At 71.2% G+C, this 17,664-nt stretch carries 4 protein-coding genes and 1 pseudogene; 1 reads left to right on the top strand and 4 read right to left on the bottom strand.

The window, feature by feature from the left end; all coding sequences use genetic code 11:
• The first annotated feature begins 139 nt into the window (after window positions 1–139).
• Window positions 140–358, top strand: coding sequence for a hypothetical protein (locus tag ACFYXK_RS18130; RefSeq protein ID WP_389411979.1), 219 nt, complete (start codon window positions 140–142; stop codon window positions 356–358).
• Between the two features lie 467 nt (window positions 359–825).
• Here the strand turns inward: ACFYXK_RS18130 and ACFYXK_RS18125 are convergent, their stop codons facing one another.
• From ACFYXK_RS18125 to ACFYXK_RS18110, 4 genes and pseudogenes are all read right to left on the bottom strand, one after another.
• Entirely contained in the window at window positions 826–1,590 is a 765-nt protein-coding gene (locus ACFYXK_RS18125) for a response regulator transcription factor (protein ID WP_389411978.1), read from the bottom strand.
• A 374-nt stretch (window positions 1,591–1,964) separates the two neighbouring features.
• Complete coding sequence (locus ACFYXK_RS18120; protein WP_389412117.1) at window positions 1,965–3,992, bottom strand: HelD family protein; 2,028 nt, start codon at window positions 3,990–3,992, stop codon at window positions 1,965–1,967.
• A gap of 109 nt (window positions 3,993–4,101) precedes the next feature.
• Entirely contained in the window at window positions 4,102–5,892 is a 1,791-nt protein-coding gene (locus ACFYXK_RS18115) for an MFS transporter (RefSeq protein WP_389411977.1), read from the bottom strand.
• A gap of 379 nt (window positions 5,893–6,271) precedes the next feature.
• Window positions 6,272–17,662, bottom strand: a pseudogene (locus ACFYXK_RS18110) (type I polyketide synthase); the annotation flags it as partial.
• Between the last annotated feature and the right edge of the window lie 2 nt (window positions 17,663–17,664).

Genomic DNA, 17,664 nt, shown 5'->3' with positions numbered 1-17,664 from the left:
ACACCGACAAATGACTTGTCGGCCTCGAAGCCGGGCAGCGTACACCTCGACCGAAATTCGAGGCGCATGCTGCCCCGCTTCGGCTTTCAGCCGAGGCTTTCGCGACCTGCGGTGCGGGAATACCTCGCAGCGCTATCCGATGGACGGGGTCATCTGTATCTACCGGGACCGAATTCAGCGCGCGGACCGCGACCGGGGAGATTTCGCGGACACCCTGGTTCTCGGAACGATTCGGCGCCTCTCCACACCCTTCGGCCCGAGGGATCCCACCGAGGAGAGCGAGACCATCAAGACCGGCGTCATGACGGTGTCCAACAAGGCGGAGTCCCTCGAGAAGTGGCGCCGCATTCGCGACTGACACCAGGACCGAATCCTCGACGGCCTCCCGCACAGTGGACGGCGGCCCTTCGGCCGGGAAGAGGATCTCAAGACCCTGCGGCCCGCCGAGGCGATTTTCCGACCTGGTCGATCGACGAACGGATCAGGGGCGAGTCCGTGCTCCTGCCGAATCCGGCCGAAGAAAAGCCGACTGCGGCAGCGGGCCGACAGGTCGGCCCGGCGAGAAGGAACCAAGGGCGCTCCGACGCGAACGCGCGCATTTCGAGCCGGCCTCCCGGGCCGGGGAAAAAGCACCGGGCAACGCAATCGAAAGCAACATCGTTCGAGGCATTCGCCGAAATCCAGATGCGGCTGGGTCAACAGATTCAAGGGCCGGGGCATTCGTGAATGCCCCGGCCCTCTGCGGCTTGCTCGTCAAGCAGCGGCAGGCCGTGCCCGGGGGACCGGCCGTGCCGACGGACAGAGCGCTGCCGATCGGTCGATACGTCACATGACGAGGAGCCCCGACTCCATGGCCCGAACGACCGCTAGAGTCCGATTTGGGCAGTTGAGCTTGGCCAAAATGATGCCGACTGCCCGTTTGACCCCATGCTCGGAGATGCTCAGCGATCGAGCGACCTGCCGGTTGCTCAGCCCTTCGGCGATCAGGCGCAGTACCTGGTGCTCACGTGCCGTCAGCGCAATCATCGAGGCACGCTTCGAGGTGGTGTCATCACCGGCCTGGTCGGGCGCCGTCAAGGATCGTCGCGCCAGGGTCGCCGACACGTGAAATCGTCCGGCCTTCACGTCGACGATCGCTTCGCGCAGGGTTTCGGGGCGGAGATCCGCCCAGTCCAGGAAACCGTTTGCATGATCGACCCAGGATTGCTCGACAACGTCTGCCGAATCCACCAGGATCAGCAAATGCATGTTCTGGATGCGCAGCTTTTCGGCGATCTCGCCGGGCACGGACCCCAAGGCATTGCTGTCTGAAATGAACAGCTGGCCGTTGCAGAATGTCGAGAGATCTTCGACATCCGTGATGGATCGCACTGTCGACTGGATGCCGAGCGAACGAAGCATTCCCTCGATGCTGTATCGACGAATGTCGTCTTCGATGATCAGCGCCATCTCGGTCTGCAACAGGGATCGTCCGGCTTGCGGGGAAAATCGTCTGCCAGATATATCGGGCGCCAAATAGTCCATCTGGCTGCTGTAGTTTTCGTGGCTTCCGCTGCTCGAAACAGGTTGCCAAGCCAACCTGTTCGTCACGCTACTCATATCAGCGATCCCCCGTTACCCATGTCAGCGATCCCCCGTTCTCTCGCGTTTAAATCCGGAAGGTTCGACGCTCGATAGATGAGCATGGCACGTAGTCGCGGAGACTGTCCACCCCGAACTAGCCGGTGCGTGATGGGCTGTCGGTGTGGACGGGGAATAGCAAGAGGTGCCCGCAAGGCACCTCTGAAGTGAAAGCTTCACAGTCCCGCGGAACTGTTTGGCGCGTTCGACGACCCCGATCCGATGTGCTCGGGAACACCGACGCCGACGGCCCGGCGCAGGAGGCGCTCGAGCGGTCGGCGGGGAGGACCGCCGAGGCGGTCAGGGCCCTGGACGGGCTGGACGGCGGCGCGGGCGCCGGGCCGTCAGGCGGGCTGGACGGTGATCGTGCAGAGGCGCTTGGTGGCCCGGGTCAGGGCTACGTACAAGTCCCGTTCCCCACCGGGGCGGGTCGTGATGATCTCCTCGGGGTTCATGACGACGACCCCGTCGAATTCCAGGCCGCGTGCTTCGGACGCCGGCACGATGCGTGCGTGGTGAGCGATGCCCCGGGCCGTCAGCTCGCTCACCCTGGTGTCCGCGCAGATCACTCCCAGGAGCTCGCCCGGGTGCGCGGTGCTCTGGGCGTGGAGTTCCGAGACGACGGCGGTGACCAACCCGTCCGGAGGTGTGGTCACGGTGCGGGGGCTCTCACCGCTTCGCAGTGACCGTGTGGGCTTCTGGTCCGGAGCGATCCGCGTGAGCAGGTCCCGGACGCTCTCCAGAATCTCCTGCGTCGTGCGGTAGCTGACGGTCAGGTTGTGCAGTTTGAACCGCGGTCCGACGTGGGGGCTCAGTGCTTCCTTCCAGTCGCGTGCCGTCGCGACCGGGCCCGCCTGGGCGAAGTCACCCACCAGCGTCATCGCCCTCGACGGGCAGCGGCGGACGATCATCCGCCACTGCATGGCGGTCAGTTCCTGCGCCTCGTCGACGACGACGTGCCCGTACGTCCGCTCGGGGGCGCCGTCGACCAGGCCCGCCGCCTCGTCCAGCAACGGCACGTCGGCATCGGTCCACGGGTCGTCGGGACCGCTCAGCAGAAGGGACCGCTCCTGCGCGGTCAGGCGGGGCAGGTGCTCGGCGAGAGCGCCGGCGTTCGTCAGGAGCGCCTTCACGAGGTCACCGGGTACCAGCCGCGGCCACAACGCCTCGACCGCCCGGTCGACCCCGGCGTCGTCGAGGAGATCGGCTCGGATGGCGTCCAGGTCCAGCTCGTGGGCCGGACCCGAGTCGGGTGCGCCTTCGACACGGCGCTGGGCGACTCCCGTGAACCGGTCGAGGTTGAGGCCCGTCATCCGTTCGGTATCGGCGTCGATCTGTTCCAGGAGGTCGCCCATGTCCCGTTGCATCGCGTCGGTGACGGCGTCGACCAGGAGCTCCTTGAACACCTGGCGCGCGGGGTTGTGCCCCGGTACGGCCGCCACCGCCGCGTCGCGCGCCGTGGCGACCTCCTCGCCGGAGAGGTGCACCAGTTCCTGTCCGACCCGCACGGTGAAGTCACCGGCGGGGGCCTGGTGGGCGCGCAGCAGGCCGGCCAGGGCGTCGGCGAGGTCGGAGCCGCCCTTGAGGCGCGCCGTGTCGAACGGGCCCACCGCGTCCGGGGACACCCCGGCCAGTTCCCGGCAGGTCGCCAGAACGACGTCGTTCTCCCCGAGCGAGGGAAGGACCTGGGAGATGTAGTCGAGGAACCGGGCGTTCGGGCCCACCACCAGGACACCCTCCTGCGCGGCGCGCGGGAACGCGTACAGGACGTAGGCCGCCCGGTGCAGCGCGACCACCGTCTTGCCGGTGCCGGGGCCGCCCTGGACCACGGTCACCCCGCGGTGGGCGGAGCGGACGACCTCGTCCTGCTCGGCCTGCAGCGTCGCGACGGCCGCGTGCATCCTGCCCGTACGCCGTGCCGACAGGGCCTCGGTCAACGGGCCGTCCCCCACGACGTCCTCGTCGGTCGGGGCGGTCCCGTCCAGCAGTTCGTCGCTCACCGAGACGACCGTGCGCTCCTCGAGGCGCAGGTGCCGGCGCCGCCGCAGGTCCATCGGGTGGACCGGTGTGGCCTCGTAGAAGGGCCGCGCCGCGTTCGCGCGCCAGTCCACGAGGAGAGGCAGCTCGTCCTCCTCCGTCTGCAGTCCGATCCGCCCGATGCGCAGGGCGGTGCCGTCCGTCCAGTCGATGCGCCCGAAGACCAGCCCCTTCTCGGCGCCCTCCAGTCGGCCGATTTCCTTGGACAGACGCTCGGCGGCGATTTCCCTCTCGTATGCCTCACCGGCGCTTTCCGCCGGGGCCTTCAGCACGCTCGCGCGCTGTACTCGCGCCTCGGAGATCCGCTCGGTGAGCAGCTCGTACAAGGAGGACACATAATCCCGCTCCGATTCGACCGCACGCACAGCGGGATCATTCATTTGCGCCAACAGGGGTCTCCTTCGATTCGCGCCAGGACGCCGGCGGTGTTGTGCGGACGGCCCGTCACACGGTGGATCGAGCCTCGGCGCTGCGCGCCTCTTCGCGGTCCGGCTGCGGTGCCGGGGCCTTCTTCTTTCCGGCGGCGGGCAGGGTGATCAGCAGCACGGCCGCTCCGAGGAGTGCGATGGCCGCGATCCAGCCCGCGCCGACGTGCATGGCATGGATGAACGCGTGGTCGGCAGCCTCGGCAAGTGAGGGCTGGTGGATGGTGGCGGCGACGTGGCGGGCCTGTTCGGCGGAGACTCGCGCCTGCTCCTGCACCGGACCGGATGCACCCTCCAGCGAAGGTTCGATCGCACCCCGGTACATGATCGACATGATCGTGCCGCCCACGGCGATACCGATCACACTGCCGGTCTGTCGCACGGTGTTGGTGACGGCCGATCCCGCACCAGCCTGCTCCAGCGGCAGGTCGCTGATCAACGCGGCCGTGACGGGGCCGATCACCAGGCCGACCGAGAGGCCCTGCACCAACAGCAGGATCTCGATCCAGACGAGTGGGGTCTGGAGCCCGAGGAACGCGTACCCACCCATGGTCAGTGCAGCCACGGTGAGCGCGGGCACGGCGACGAGGCGCAGCGGCAGACGGCGGACCAGGCGCGAGGCGAGGGGCGCCCCCGCGAGTGCGCCGAGTGCGGTCGGGATGTTGGCCAGACCCGCCTTCATCGGCGAAAATCCGAGCGCGCCCTGCAGATAGAACGCGTTGTAGAAGGTGATGGCGGCCACACCGAAGAGCAGCAGTCCGAGCGCCACGTTGCCGCCGCCGAATGCGCGTTGGGCGAACAGTCGCGGATCAAAGCTGGGCGCCTTGAGGCGCAGTTCGACGAGTACGAAAACGGCCAGCAGGACCAGACCGACGACGATCGGCGCCCAAACGTCGGTACGACCCCACGCCGCCACCTGCCCCGCCCTGATCAGCCCGTAGGCCAGCGCCACGAGCCCACTGATCGACAGCAGCATTCCAGCGGGGTCCAGCGGCCGCCGAGTGGGGCTGCGGAAATTCGGAACCAGCACGGCGAGCCCGACGAATGCCAATGCCGCGACCGGAACGTTGATCAGGAAGACCGAGCCCCACCAGAAGTGGTCGAGCAGGAATCCCGCCAGCACCGGGCCGGCAGCCATTCCGACACCGGCCGAGGTCGAGAAGATGCCGATCGCGGCAGCCCGCGAGGGGCCGGTGAAGGTCCACATGAGGATGGCCATCATGGCGGGCGTGATCAGCGCGCTGCCCACGCCCATCGCAGCTCGAGCTGCGATCAGCTCGGCCGCACCGCTTGCGTACGCCGCCCACAGCGAGGACGCGGCGAAGATCGCCAACCCGCTGGAGAACACGGTCCGGTGGCCGAACCGATCGCCCAGTGCGCCTGCGGTGAACATCAATGTGGCGAAGGCCAGGGTGTACGCACCGGTCGCCCATTGCAGCTGACCGGGATCGGCCCCCAGTCCACGGACCGGGTCCGCAAGGGTCTCCAGCGTGGTACTCAGGACGGTGTTTTCTATCCAGATCAGCAGCGAACACAGCATGAGAATGGAAAGGATTAACTGCTGCCTGGACTTCGGCAATGCGGGAGGCACGGTCATGAACACCTTCGGATATCGGTGGGCGGAGACTTGGCCGATGGGAATATAGGCAACCTCCACAACGCTGTCAAGCTCGGTTTTTCTCGCCGAAACCGTTGCGGCCGGACGAACCGTATGCCTCTGCCGGATTTGCAGACCGAGCAGATTTATGCCTCTGCGGATTTGCGAGTCGAGGATTTCACTTCCGGATGGTTGCGACCGAGCGAATTCCATGTCTTCAGAGCCGTCGCACCGCTTCGCCCGTGGGCACCTCGGGCAGGATGCCGTGTTTGCGCAGTTTGTCCAGTGCGGTCGCACGGTTGTACGTCCGGCACCGGGCGGCGCGGGACACCGCCGAAGGGGCGGAACGCGATCGGCCCTCCCCAACCCGGGCAGCGGCATGCTCCTGGAGAACTCGACCGATACTCCAGGAAGGCTCCGGTTCGGGCTTGGCCGGCCGCATGACCGGCGTCGGCGTCCCGCTGGGCCGTCGTGACCACGGGGGCGGGGAATTGGCTGACGCCGATCATGCGGATCGTGGAGAATTCGGGGAATTACCTGACCGCTGTCATGTGTCGATTGTCATGTGTCCTCGAATCCAACGGTTCGGATATCAGTGGCCGCTGAGCGAATCGAGCCAGCGCCGCAGGTGCGCGGCGGTTTCCGCCACCTTTTCCTCGATGATCGAGAAGTGATCTGCCTCGATGTATTCGGCCGGTCCACGGTGTTGCCAGTCGGGGATCGGATCGACGTCCCCGAAGCTCCTCAGCGTCACGGTGGCCCGCAGGTTCAGCGTCGGCGCGGCGATCGGCTCGGCCTTGCGCTCGGGGTATATCCGCACGTAGCCGCCCATGGAGACCAGGCCCTGGTCGTCGACGGGGGTCAGTGCGTTGTCCCGGGACAGGATCTGCCCCAGCGCGTTGGTGAGCACGAGGCGGTTGAGTTCGTGCTCTTCCGGGGAATAGGTGTCGATCATCGCGACGCCCGCGAGCTCGACGCCGTCGTCCTCGAGCCGCCGGGCGACCGCATGGGCGATCGCACCACCGGCCGAATAGCCGATGAGCGCCACCGGGCCTCGCTCGCGTTCCGACGCGACGGCCGCGGCGAGGCTCCCGATCGCCGCCTCCCAGGTCGCCGGCAGGTCGTCGCCCGGGCGCATACCGGGCAGCCGCAACGCACTGACCTGCCGCTCGCCGCCCAGTTCGCGAGCCAGCCGGGCGAACTGGTGGGGGCCCGATCCCGCCAGGAACGAGGGGATGCACATCAGTGCCGGTGCCGCGGCGCCGCGCGCCAGGAGCTGCGACGCAGCCGGGCGCTGTACGGCGGCCTCGTCGGCCGAGTACGTGGCCATGAGGGCCGAGCTCGCGATCAGCAGGGGCATCGCCCCCGCCAGATCACCGCGGCGATGCGCCGCCGACACCAGGTCGGTGATCGTGCCGCGCACGCCGGCCGGTGCCTGCTCGACCACGCCGGTGTCGGATTCCTCGATCTGCGATCCCACCAGCTTCGCCACATCGGCGGCGGTCGGGTGGTCGAAGATCAGCGTCGACGGCAACGCCAGCCCGGTCAGCTGTGCGAGCCGGTTGCGGAATTCGACGGCACCGAGGGAGTCGAAACCGAGCTCGGTGAACGGCGCGTGCGGGTCGATCGCGTCGCCGGACAGGTGGCCGAGGACCGCCGAGGCGACGTTGCGCACCTCTCGCAGGATGACACCGTCACGATCGGCGTCGGGCACCGCGGCCAGCTGCCGCGCCAGGCTGACACCGGTGCTCGCGGCCGCCCGGGGAACCCGGACCATGCCGCGCAGAACCGCGGGCAGTGTGCCGCCGCGCGCCAGGTCGGTGAGCGCCGCCGTGTCCAGCAGTGCCGTCATCGGTGTCGCCCGACCGGTCGCGAGTGCGTTGTCGAACAGCGCCATCCCGGACTCCGGGTCGATCGGGACCAGGCCCAGCCTGGCCCGGATCTGGCGGGCGTACTGCTCGGCACCGTCCCCGCTGAGTGCCCCTGCCATGCCGACGGTCCACAGTCCCCAGGCCAGCGAGTGCGCGGGCAGGCCCGCGCTGTGCCGCACGCGCGCCAGCGCGTCCAGCGCGCTGTTCGCGGCGGCGTAGTTGCCCTGTCCTTGCCCACCGAGCAACGGCGCCGCGGACGAGAACAGTACGAACGCCGACAGGTCCAGATCGCGGGTCAGCTCGTGCAGGTGCAGTGCCGCGTCGATCTTCGGTGCCAGCACCCGTGTCGTCTGCGCGGTGGTGAGGGTGTCGATCGTGCCGTCGTCCAGAACGCCCGCCGCGTGGATGACGGCGGTCAGCGGGGCGTCGGTGTCGATGTCGGCCAGCAGGGCTTGGACGGCGCTGCGTTCGGTGACGTCGCACGCCACGATCCGGACGTGGGCGCCGAGGTCGGTCAGCTCGGCGACCAGTTCGGCGGCGCCGTCCGCGGCGCCGCCGCGCCGCGATGTCAGCAGCAGTCGTCGTGCGCCGTGCGCGGCGACCAGGTGCCGGGCGACGATCGCGCCGATTCCGCCGGTGCCGCCGGTGATGAGCACCGTGCCGTGGTCGAACGACAGTGGCACGCCCGGTTCGGCGGCGGACAGCGGCTGCAGTCGCGGTGCCAGGAGCCGACCGCCACGAACGGCCACGTACGGTTCGTCCTGGGCCACGGCATCGGCGAGCGACGTGATCGGCAGGGCGTCGCGGTCGTGGTCGACGAGCAGGAACCGGCCCGGGTGCTCGGACTGTGCGCTGCGCACCAGGCCCGCCACGGCGGCCCCGACCAGATCGGGTTCCTCGCCGGGCAGTCCGGCGGCCGTGTGCGTCACGATCGCGAGCCGGCCGGGGCGCTCGGCGCCCATCCAGCCCTGCAACAGTGCGAGCGTCGCCAGCACGCCGGCGTGTACGTCCGCCGCGCCGTCACCGCTTCCGCGGGGCGCCGACCACACCACCGTGTCGGGAACATCCCGCAGCACGGCGAGTTCCGCGAGATCGACACAGTGCGTCAGGGGCTCTGTGGCCTCGACGGTCGCCGGGTCGCCGAGCACGACGACGCGTCCGGCGTCCGCCTTGGAGGCGGCAGGCACGGCGACCCACTCGAGGTCGAACAGCGGTGCCGCGCCGCGCAGCCGGGCCAGCTCCTGCTGCCCGATCGGGCGGGCCCGCACCGACTCCATGCTCAGCACGAGGGCGCCGGTCGCGTCGACCGCCTCCACGCACAAGGTGTCCGGTGCGGTGCGGGCGATGCGGACGCGCAGGGCACCCACGCCGGACCGTGCCAGCTGAACGCCGTCGAAGGCGAAGGGCATCGGCACCCGGCCGTCGGGCCCGCCCTCGGCGAGGGGATCGACAGCCGCGTGGAACACCGCGTCCAGCAGTGCCGGATGCAGTCCGAAGGCGGTGGCGCGTTCTGCGGTGGCGGTGTCGAGCGCCAGGTCGGCGAAGACTTCCTCCCCGCGCGACCACGCGGCGCGAACGCCCTGGAACACCGGGCCGTACCCGAAGCCGAGGTCGCCGAGTGCGCGGTACACCTGCTGCCCGTCGACCGGATCGCCCGCAACCGGAGGCCACACCTGGGACCAGCCCGGCGCCGCGGCCGGCGCGGCGGGCGTGAGCAGGCCACGGGCGTGCAGCACCCAGGCGTCGGCGGTGCGGGCGTGGACGGCCACGGTCCGGTGCCCGTCGGCGTCGGGTTCACCCACGGCGAGCTGAACGTCCGCGGCGCCGTCGGGCGTGAGAACCAGCGGCTCCGCGAGCACCAGTTCCGCCAGGCGCGGCACGCCGAGCCGGGCACCGGCGGCCAGAGCCAGTTCCACGAATCCGGTACCGGGCATCAAGACCGCGCCGAAGACGGCGTGGTCGGCGAGCCAGGGGTGCGTGCGCAGCGAGAGCCTGCCGGTGAACAGCCACTCGTCCTTGCCGGCGAGCTGTACCCGGGCGTGCAGCAGCGGATGGTCGACGGAGTCGGCGCCGGCGTGCGGCGCGGCGGCCTCCGCGGGCAGCAGCCAGAATCGTTCGTGCTGGAAGGGATAGGCGGGCAAGGTGATCCGTGCCTGCGGTCGGGCTCCGAAGTAGGCCGCCCACCGCACCGGCCGGCCCGCACAGTGCGCGGTTGCCAGCGCGGCGGCCAGCTGCTCGGGTTCGGCGACCGTGCGACGGGAGCCCGCGACCACCGACGTGCGCGCCGCGAGGTCTGCCGGCAGAGCGGCGCGGGTCATGGTCGTCAGCACCGCGTCCGGGCCCAGCTCGACGAACAGGCGTACACCCGAATCGAGCAGTGACTGCACCGCCGGGGCGAAGCGCACTGCCTCGCGCACCTGCCGCACCCAGTACTCGGGCGTACCCAACGCATCGCCGGCGAACGCGCCGGAGACCGTGGAGCACAGGGGTATGCGCGGCTCGTGGTACGTCAGGCCCGCGGCGGTCTGCGCGAACTCGGTCAGCATCGGATCCATCAGGGCGGAGTGGAACGCGTGGCTCACCCGCAGCCTGCTGGTCTTGACGCCCTCGGCCACCAGCCTCGACTCGAGCGTGGATATCGCCTCGGTGTTTCCGGAGAAGACCACCGCGTCGGGGGCGTTCACAGCGGCCAGCGAGACCTCGCCGGCAGCCGGGTCGGCATGAGCCGCCGCCAGCAGCTCCACGGCCCGCTCCTCCGGCACCGCGGCGGCCAGCATGCTCCCGCCCGCCGGCAGCGCCCCCATCAGCCGGCCCCGGGCCGCGACGAGTTCGCACGCGTCCGGCAGGGACCACACACCGGCCACGTACGCCGCGGCCAGCTCGCCGATCGAATGCCCGGCCACCACGTCCGGCGTCACGCCGAACGACTCGACGAGGCGGTACATCGCCACCTCGAACGCGAACAACGCGGGCTGGGCGTACTCGGTGCGGTCCAGCAGGGTCTCACCCGCGTCCTGCCCGATGCCGGTGTGCTGCGCGCCGAACATCACGTCCCGCAGCGAATGCCCCAGGTGTGCGTCGAACTCCGCGCACACCTCGTCGAGCGCGGCGGCGAAGGCCGGGAACGCCCGGTACAGCCCGGCGCCCATCCCGATCCGCTGCGCGCCCTGACCGGTGAACAGGAACGCTGTCGTGCCCGTCCGACCGGCGCCGCCGGCGATGCCCGGGCCCGGCTCGTCGGCTGCCAGGCGCGCCAGGGCCGCCAGCAGCGTCTCCCGGTCCGGGCCCACGACGGCGGCGCGCTGTTCGAGCTGCGCGCGGTGCAGCGCCAGCGTCACCGCGACGTCGGCCAGGTCGAGCTCCGGGCGTTCGTGCAGCGCGTCGTGCAGACGGCGCGCCTGGGTCCGCAGCGCGTCGGGCGTCCGCGCGGACAGCAGCAACGGCAAGGCTGCCGGGCGCGGTGGATCGACCGGCCGCGGCGCGGCCGCGGGCGCCTCTTCGAGGATCACGTGCGCGTTGGTCCCGCTGATCCCGAACGACGACACTCCCGCCCGGCGCGGACGGTCCCCGACCGGCCACGGCTCGGCCTCGGTCAGGATCCGTACCGCGCCAGCCGACCACTCCACGTGCGGCGACGGCGCGTCGACATGCAGGGTGGACGGCAGCGTCTCGTGCCGCAGCGCCTGCACCATCTTGATCACACCGCCGACACCGGCAGCCGCCTGCGTGTGCCCGATGTTCGACTTCAACGACCCGATCCGCAGCGGCTCGGCGCGATCCTGTCCGTAGGCGTTGATCAGCGCCTGCGCCTCGATCGGGTCACCCAGCGTGGTGCCGGTGCCGTGCGCCTCCACCGCGTCCACCTCGGCCGCGCTCACCCCTGCGTTGACCAGCGCCTGCGCGATCACCCGCTCCTGGGACGGACCGTTCGGTGCGGTCAGGCCGTTGCTCGCGCCGTCCTGGTTGATCGCGCTGCCGCGGATCACGGCCAGCACCGGGCGCCCGTTGCGCTGCGCGTCGGACAACCGTTCGAGGGCGAGCACGCCGACGCCCTCGGACCACGAGACACCATCCGCGGCGCTCGAGAACGCCTTGCAGCGCCCGTCCGGTGACAGCGCCCGCTGCCGGGAGAACTCCACGAACAGCAGCGGGGTCGACATGACCGTCACCCCGCTGGCCAGGACCAGCGACGTCTCCCCGGCGCGCAGTGCCTGCACCGCCAGGTGCAGGGCCACCAGCGACGACGAACACGCCGTGTCCACCGTCACCGCGGGTCCTTCCAGACCGAGGGCGTAGGACACCCGGCCGGAGACGACGCTGCCGGCCGATCCGGTCGCCAGATAGCCTTCCGCGGCACCGCCGGCGGCCTCGCGGGCGTTGTAGCCGTAGTCCTGGTACATGACGCCCGCGTACACCCCGGTATCGCTGCCCCGCAGTGAGGTCGGATCGATGCCGGCGTCTTCGAGCGCTTCCCAGGACGCCTCGAGCAGCAGCCGCTGCTGCGGGTCCATCGCCGCTGCCTCGCGGGGTCCGATTCCGAAGAAGGCGGCGTCGAAGTCACCTGCGGCATGCAGGAATCCGCCTTCCCGGGTGTAGATCTTGCCCGGTTTGCCGGGGTCGGTGTCGTACAGGCGGTCGAGGTCCCAGCCGCGGTCGCCCGGGATCGGGGTGATCGCGTCGACGCGCCCGTCGATCAGTTCCCAGAGCTGGTCGGGATTCTCGACGCCGCCGGGATACCGGCAGCTCATGCCGACGATCGCGATCGGCTCGTCGGCCCTGGCCTTGGCTCCGGTCGAGGCGCGGCGCGGTCGCGCCGGCTCCGAACCGTCGACCCTGGTTCGCAGGAAGCCCGCGACAGCGGCGGCGGTCGGATAGTCGAACACCAGCGTGGACGGAAGCTGAACACCGGTGGCGGCGGTCACCCGGTTGCGGAACTCGACTCCGCCGAGCGAGTCGAAGCCCAGATCCGTGAACGGTGTCTCGGGGTCGACGGCGTCGGCCGACTCGTGGCCGAGGACCGCGGCGGCGATCGCGCGGACCTCGCCCCGGATCAGCGCCTCCCACTGATCGGCGGGGGCGTCGAGCAACCGCTGGCGCAACGGGCTGTCGGCGACCTGGCCGCGCGGCGGTACGTGAATCAGGCCGCGCAGCAGCGCGGGCAGCGTGCCGAGCCGGCCCAGCGCGGTGAGGGCGGGTGTGTCGAGCAGCGCGGTCATCGGCATCGGTTCGCCGGTGGTCAGCGCGTTGTCGAACATCTGCATGCCGGTGTCCGGCTCGATCGGGGACAGACCCAGACGCGTGCGGATCTGACGCACCAGGTGTTCGGCGCCCGGGTCGTTCAATGCCTCGGCCATGCCGCGCCTCCACAGCCCCCAGGCCAGCGAATGCGCGGGCAGACCGGCGCTGCGGCGCGCCCGGGCGAGCGCGTCCATCGCCGCGTTCGCGGCCGCGTAGTTGCCCTGGCCCTGCCCGCCGAGCAGCGGCCCGGCGGAGGAGAACAGCACGAACGCCGACAGGTCCATGTCGCGGGTGAGCTCGTGCAGGTGCCAGGCGGCATCGACCTTCGGGGCGAGCACCCGATCCACCTGCTCGGCGGTGAGGGTTTCGATGGTGCCGTCGTCGACCACGCCCGCGGTGTGCACGACGGCGGTCACCGGTTCGTGCGCCGGTACGGATTCCAGCAGCGCCGCGACCGCGGCGCGATCGCTGACGTCGCACGCGGCGACGCGTACGTCGGCGCCCAGCGCGGTCAGCTCGGTGACCAGCTCCTCGACACCCGGCGCGGCCGAGCCGCGGCGCGAGACGAGCAACAGGCTGCGCACCCCGTGCCGGGTGACCAGGTGGCGTGCGGTGACGGCGCCCAGTCCGCCTGCGCCGCCGGTGATCAGGACCGTGCCGTCACCGAAGTGCCCGCCGGCCGGTTCGAGGGCGGTCGCACGGATCAGCCGCGGTGCCAGCGTGGCGCCGCCGCGGACCGCGAGCTGCGGTTCGTCCGCGGCGACCGCGGCGGCGATCCGCCGGTGCAGGTCCGCGAGGTCGTTGTCGTCGAGGTCGACCTGCACGATGCGCCCCGGGTGTTCCGACTGCGCACTGCGTACCAGGCCGCGGACGGCCGCTGCCGCGGGGTCCGGCGTCTCACCGGGCAGACCCGCCCCGTTGCGGGTCAGCACGATCAGCGTCGAGTCGGCGCAGCCCGGTTCGGTGAGCCAGTCGCGCAGCACCGCGAGGGCGTCGTGCACGGCGGTGCGGATCGTCGCGGGGACGTCGCCGCCGTCCGCCGATGCCGTTTCGGGCGACCAGACGACAGCGGCGCCGCTGTGGCCCCCGCCTGCCGCGAACGCCGCGACGTCCTCGAACGTCTCGGCGCAGCCTGCGACGGGTCGGCCCAGTGCGACCAGCTGCCGGTCCGGCACCGCGGGCGCCGTCACCGCCGTCCAGTCGACGGCGTAGAGCGGGCTGCGGGCACCGGCCAGAGCGGTCGCGTCCGCGGGGCGGGCGAGCACGGCGTCGATCGACAGCACCGCGGCGCCGGTGGCGTCGCAGGCGTCGATGCGTACCTTCTCGGAACCCGAACGGATGATGCGGGCGCGGACCGCGGTGGCGCCGGGGCGGAACACGCGGACGCCGTTGAAGGAGAACGGAAGCGGGAGCCTGCCGTCGGGGAGGTCCTCGGCGAGCACGTCGATGGCAGCGTGGAAGGTCGCGTCCAGGAGCGCCGGGTGCACCCCGAAGCCCGCCGCCCGGCCCGCCGTCGCCTCGTCCAGGGCCACCTCGGCGAAGACGTCGTCGCCATCGGTCCAGGCGTCGCTCACGTCCTGGAAGCTCGGGCCGTAGCCGAATCCCAGGTCGGCGAGCCGGTCGTACAGACGCGTTCCGTCGATCGGCGTGCCGTCGGCCGGCGGCCAGTCGGGGTCGGTCCAGGCCGGCGTCACGCCGTCGGCGGGGGCGAGGGTGCCGGTGGCGTGCAGCGTCCAGTCCGGCTCGCCCGGGTCGGACCCCGCGGCGGCGGTGACGGCACGCGAGTGGATCGACAGGCGCCGACGGCCGGTGTGGTCGGGCTCGGTCACCGAGACCTGCACGTCCACGGCAGCGGCACCGTCGAACAGCAGCGGCGTCTCCAGGACGAGTTCGTCCACGACGGGCAGTTCCAGGCGGCGCCCCGCGGCCAGCGCGAGATCCACGAACCCGGTGCCGGGCAGGAGCACCGAGCCGAAGGCCGTGTGGTCGGCGATCCACGGCTGGTCGGTGGTGGAGAGCCTGCCGCTGAACAGCCATTCGTCGCGACCGGCGAGCGGCGCGGCGACGCGCAGCATCGGATGGTCGAGCGAGGAGAGACCGGCGCGGCCCATGTCACCGAGCGCGTCCTCGTCGGGCTGCACCCAGTAACGGCGCTGCTGGAAGGCGTAGACGGGCAGGTCGAGGTGGGTGGCCGGCCTTCCGGGTGACAGCAGCGCCCAGTCGACGGTCATGCCCGAGCAGTGGGCGGCGGCGAGCAACCGCAGGAACTGGCCGACCTCGTCGACGCCGCGCCGTGACCCCGCCGCGACCAGCGAGCGGGACGCCACCTCGTCGGTCAGTGTCTGGCGGGTCATCGCCGCCAGCACCGCGTCCGGACCCACCTCGACGAACCGGCGCACGCCCGCGTCGACGAGTGACTGCACCGCCGGGGCGAACCGCACGGCCTCGCGCACCTGCCGCACCCAGTACTGCGGCGTCAGCAGCTCGGGGCCGGCCGGCTCCCCGGACACCGTGGAGCACACATCCATGCGTGGCGTCCGGTACGCCACCGATCCGGCGACCTGCTCGTACTCGGCGAGCATCGGCTCCATCAACGCCGAGTGGAAGGCGTGGCTGACCGTCAGCCGGGTCGTCTTCACGCCCTCGCCCGCCAGCTGGTCCTCCAGCGCGACGATCGCCGCCGTCTCACCCGAGAACACCACCGCCGCGGGCGCGTTCACGGCCGCCAACGAGACCGTCCCGGCCGCGAGCAGTTCCCGCGCCCGCTCCTCCGGCACCGCGGCGGCGAGCATCGCTCCATCGGTCGGCAGCGTGCCCATCAGCCGGCCGCGGGCGGCGACGAGCCGGCACGCGTCGGCCAGCGACCACACCTGGGCCACGTAGGCCGCGGCGAGCTCACCGATCGAATGCCCGACCACCACGTCCGGGGTCACGCCGAACGACTCCAGGAGGCGGTACAGCGCCACCTCGAACGCGAACAGCGCAGGCTGCGTGAGTTCCGTCCGGTCGAGCAGGGCCTTGCGCTCGGTGTCGCCGGCGCCGTTCCCGGCACCACCGGTCCCGCCGAACATGACCTCGCGCAGTGACACCCCCAGCAGGGCGTCGAATTCCGCGCACACTTCGTCGAGGGCAGCGGCGAACACGGGGAACGCGGCGGCCAGCCCCGCGCCCATGCCGAGACGTTGGGCGCCCTGACCGGTGAACAGGAAGGCCGTCTCGCCGGTGGTGGCGACATCCGACACCACATGCGGGGATGCCGAACCCGCGGCCAGGGCCGTGAGGCCGGCGAGCAGAGCGGCCCGGTCGGCGCCGAGCACCGCGCCGCGCCGGCCCAGCTGAGCGCGCGCGGTGGTCAGGACTCCGGCGACATCGGCGTCATCCGCCTCGGGGTGGTCGGCGAGCCAGGCCAGCAGCCGGCTCGCCTGTGCCTGCAGCGCGGCCTCCGACTTGGCCGAGAGCAACCACGGTGCCGGCAGCGCCGGTCGGCCCGACGCGTCCGGTCCTGTCGCCGGTTCGCCAGCACCCTCGCGCGGCGCCTCTTCGAGGATCACGTGCGCGTTGGTCCCGCTGATCCCGAAGGACGACACGCCCGTACGGCGCGGACGGTCGAGCTCCGGCCACTGCCGGGCCTGCGTCAGCAGTTTCACCGTGCCCGCCGACCAGTCGACCTCGGGGGTGGGCTCCTCCACGTGCAGGGTCGAGGGCATGACCCCGTTGCGCATCGCCATGACCATCTTGATCACGCCCGCGACACCCGCCGCGGCCTGCGTGTGGCCGATGTTCGACTTGAGAGAACCCAGCCACAACGGGTTGTCGTCCCCGCGGGCCTGGCCGTAGGCGGACAGCAGCGCCTGCGCCTCGATCGGATCACCCAGCCGCGTGCCCGTTCCGTGCGCCTCCACGGCGTCCACCTCGGACGCCGACAGGCGGGCGTTGGCCAGCGCGGCCCGGATGACCCGCTCCTGCGACGGCCCGTTCGGCGCGGTCAGCTGGCTGCTCGCACCGTCCTGGTTCACGGCGGAACCGCGGATCACCGCGAGCACCCGGTGCCCGCTGCGCTCCGCGTCCGAGAGCCGCTCCAGCACCAGCACGCCCACGCCCTCGGCCCAGCCCGTGCCGTCCGCCGACGACGAGAACGCCTTGCACCGCCCGTCCGGCGCCAGCCCGCGCTGACGGGAGAACTCCACGAACGTGCCCGGTGTCGCCATCACCGTCACACCACCGGCGAGTGCCATCGAGCACTCGCCCTGGCGCAGCGACTGGGCGGCGAGGTGGAGCGCGACGAGCGAGGAGGAACACGCGGTGTCGACCGTCACCGCCGGCCCCTCCAGGCCGAAGGTGTAGGACAGACGGCCCGACGCGACGCTGCCCGCGCTTCCGGTCAGCAGGTAGCCCTCGAAGACCTCGGGCGCCTGGGGGACCCGGGAGCCGTAGTCGTCGTACATGACGCCCATGTACACCCCGGTACGGGTGCCCCTCAGCGCGGTCGGGGCGATGCCCGCGTGTTCGAAGGCCTCCCAGCCCGTCTCCAGCAGCAGGCGCTGCTGGGGATCCATCGCCGCCGCCTCGCGGGGGCTGATGCCGAAGAACTCGGCGTCGAAGCGGTCCGCCTCGTACAGGAAGCCGCCTTCGCGGGCGTACGAGGTCCCGAGGTGGTCGGGGTCCGGGTGGTACAGGTCCTCCAGGTTCCAGCCGCGGCCCTCCGGGAAGGGACCGACCGCGTCGCGTTCGGTGCTCAGCAGCTCCCACAGGTCCTCCGGGGAGGCGATGCCGCCCGGCAGCCGGCACGCCATGCCCACGATCGCGATCGGCTCGTGTGCGCGCTCCTCCAGATCCTGCACACGCTGACGGCTCTCCCGCAGGTCGACCGTTGCCC

Source organism: Streptomyces sp. NPDC002209, assembly GCF_042890265.1.
Classification (GTDB): domain Bacteria; phylum Actinomycetota; class Actinomycetes; order Streptomycetales; family Streptomycetaceae; genus Streptomyces.
Note: the sequence above shows the minus strand (reverse complement) of the source record. Positions and strands in the feature narration are given on the sequence as shown.

Coding starts and splice junctions, on each gene's coding strand:
- ACFYXK_RS18130 (WP_389411979.1), top strand. CDS start 140: ATGGACGGGGTCATCTGTATCTACCGGGACCGAATTCAGCGCGCGGAC.
- ACFYXK_RS18115 (WP_389411977.1), bottom strand. CDS start 5,892: ATGGAATTCGCTCGGTCGCAACCATCCGGAAGTGAAATCCTCGACTCG.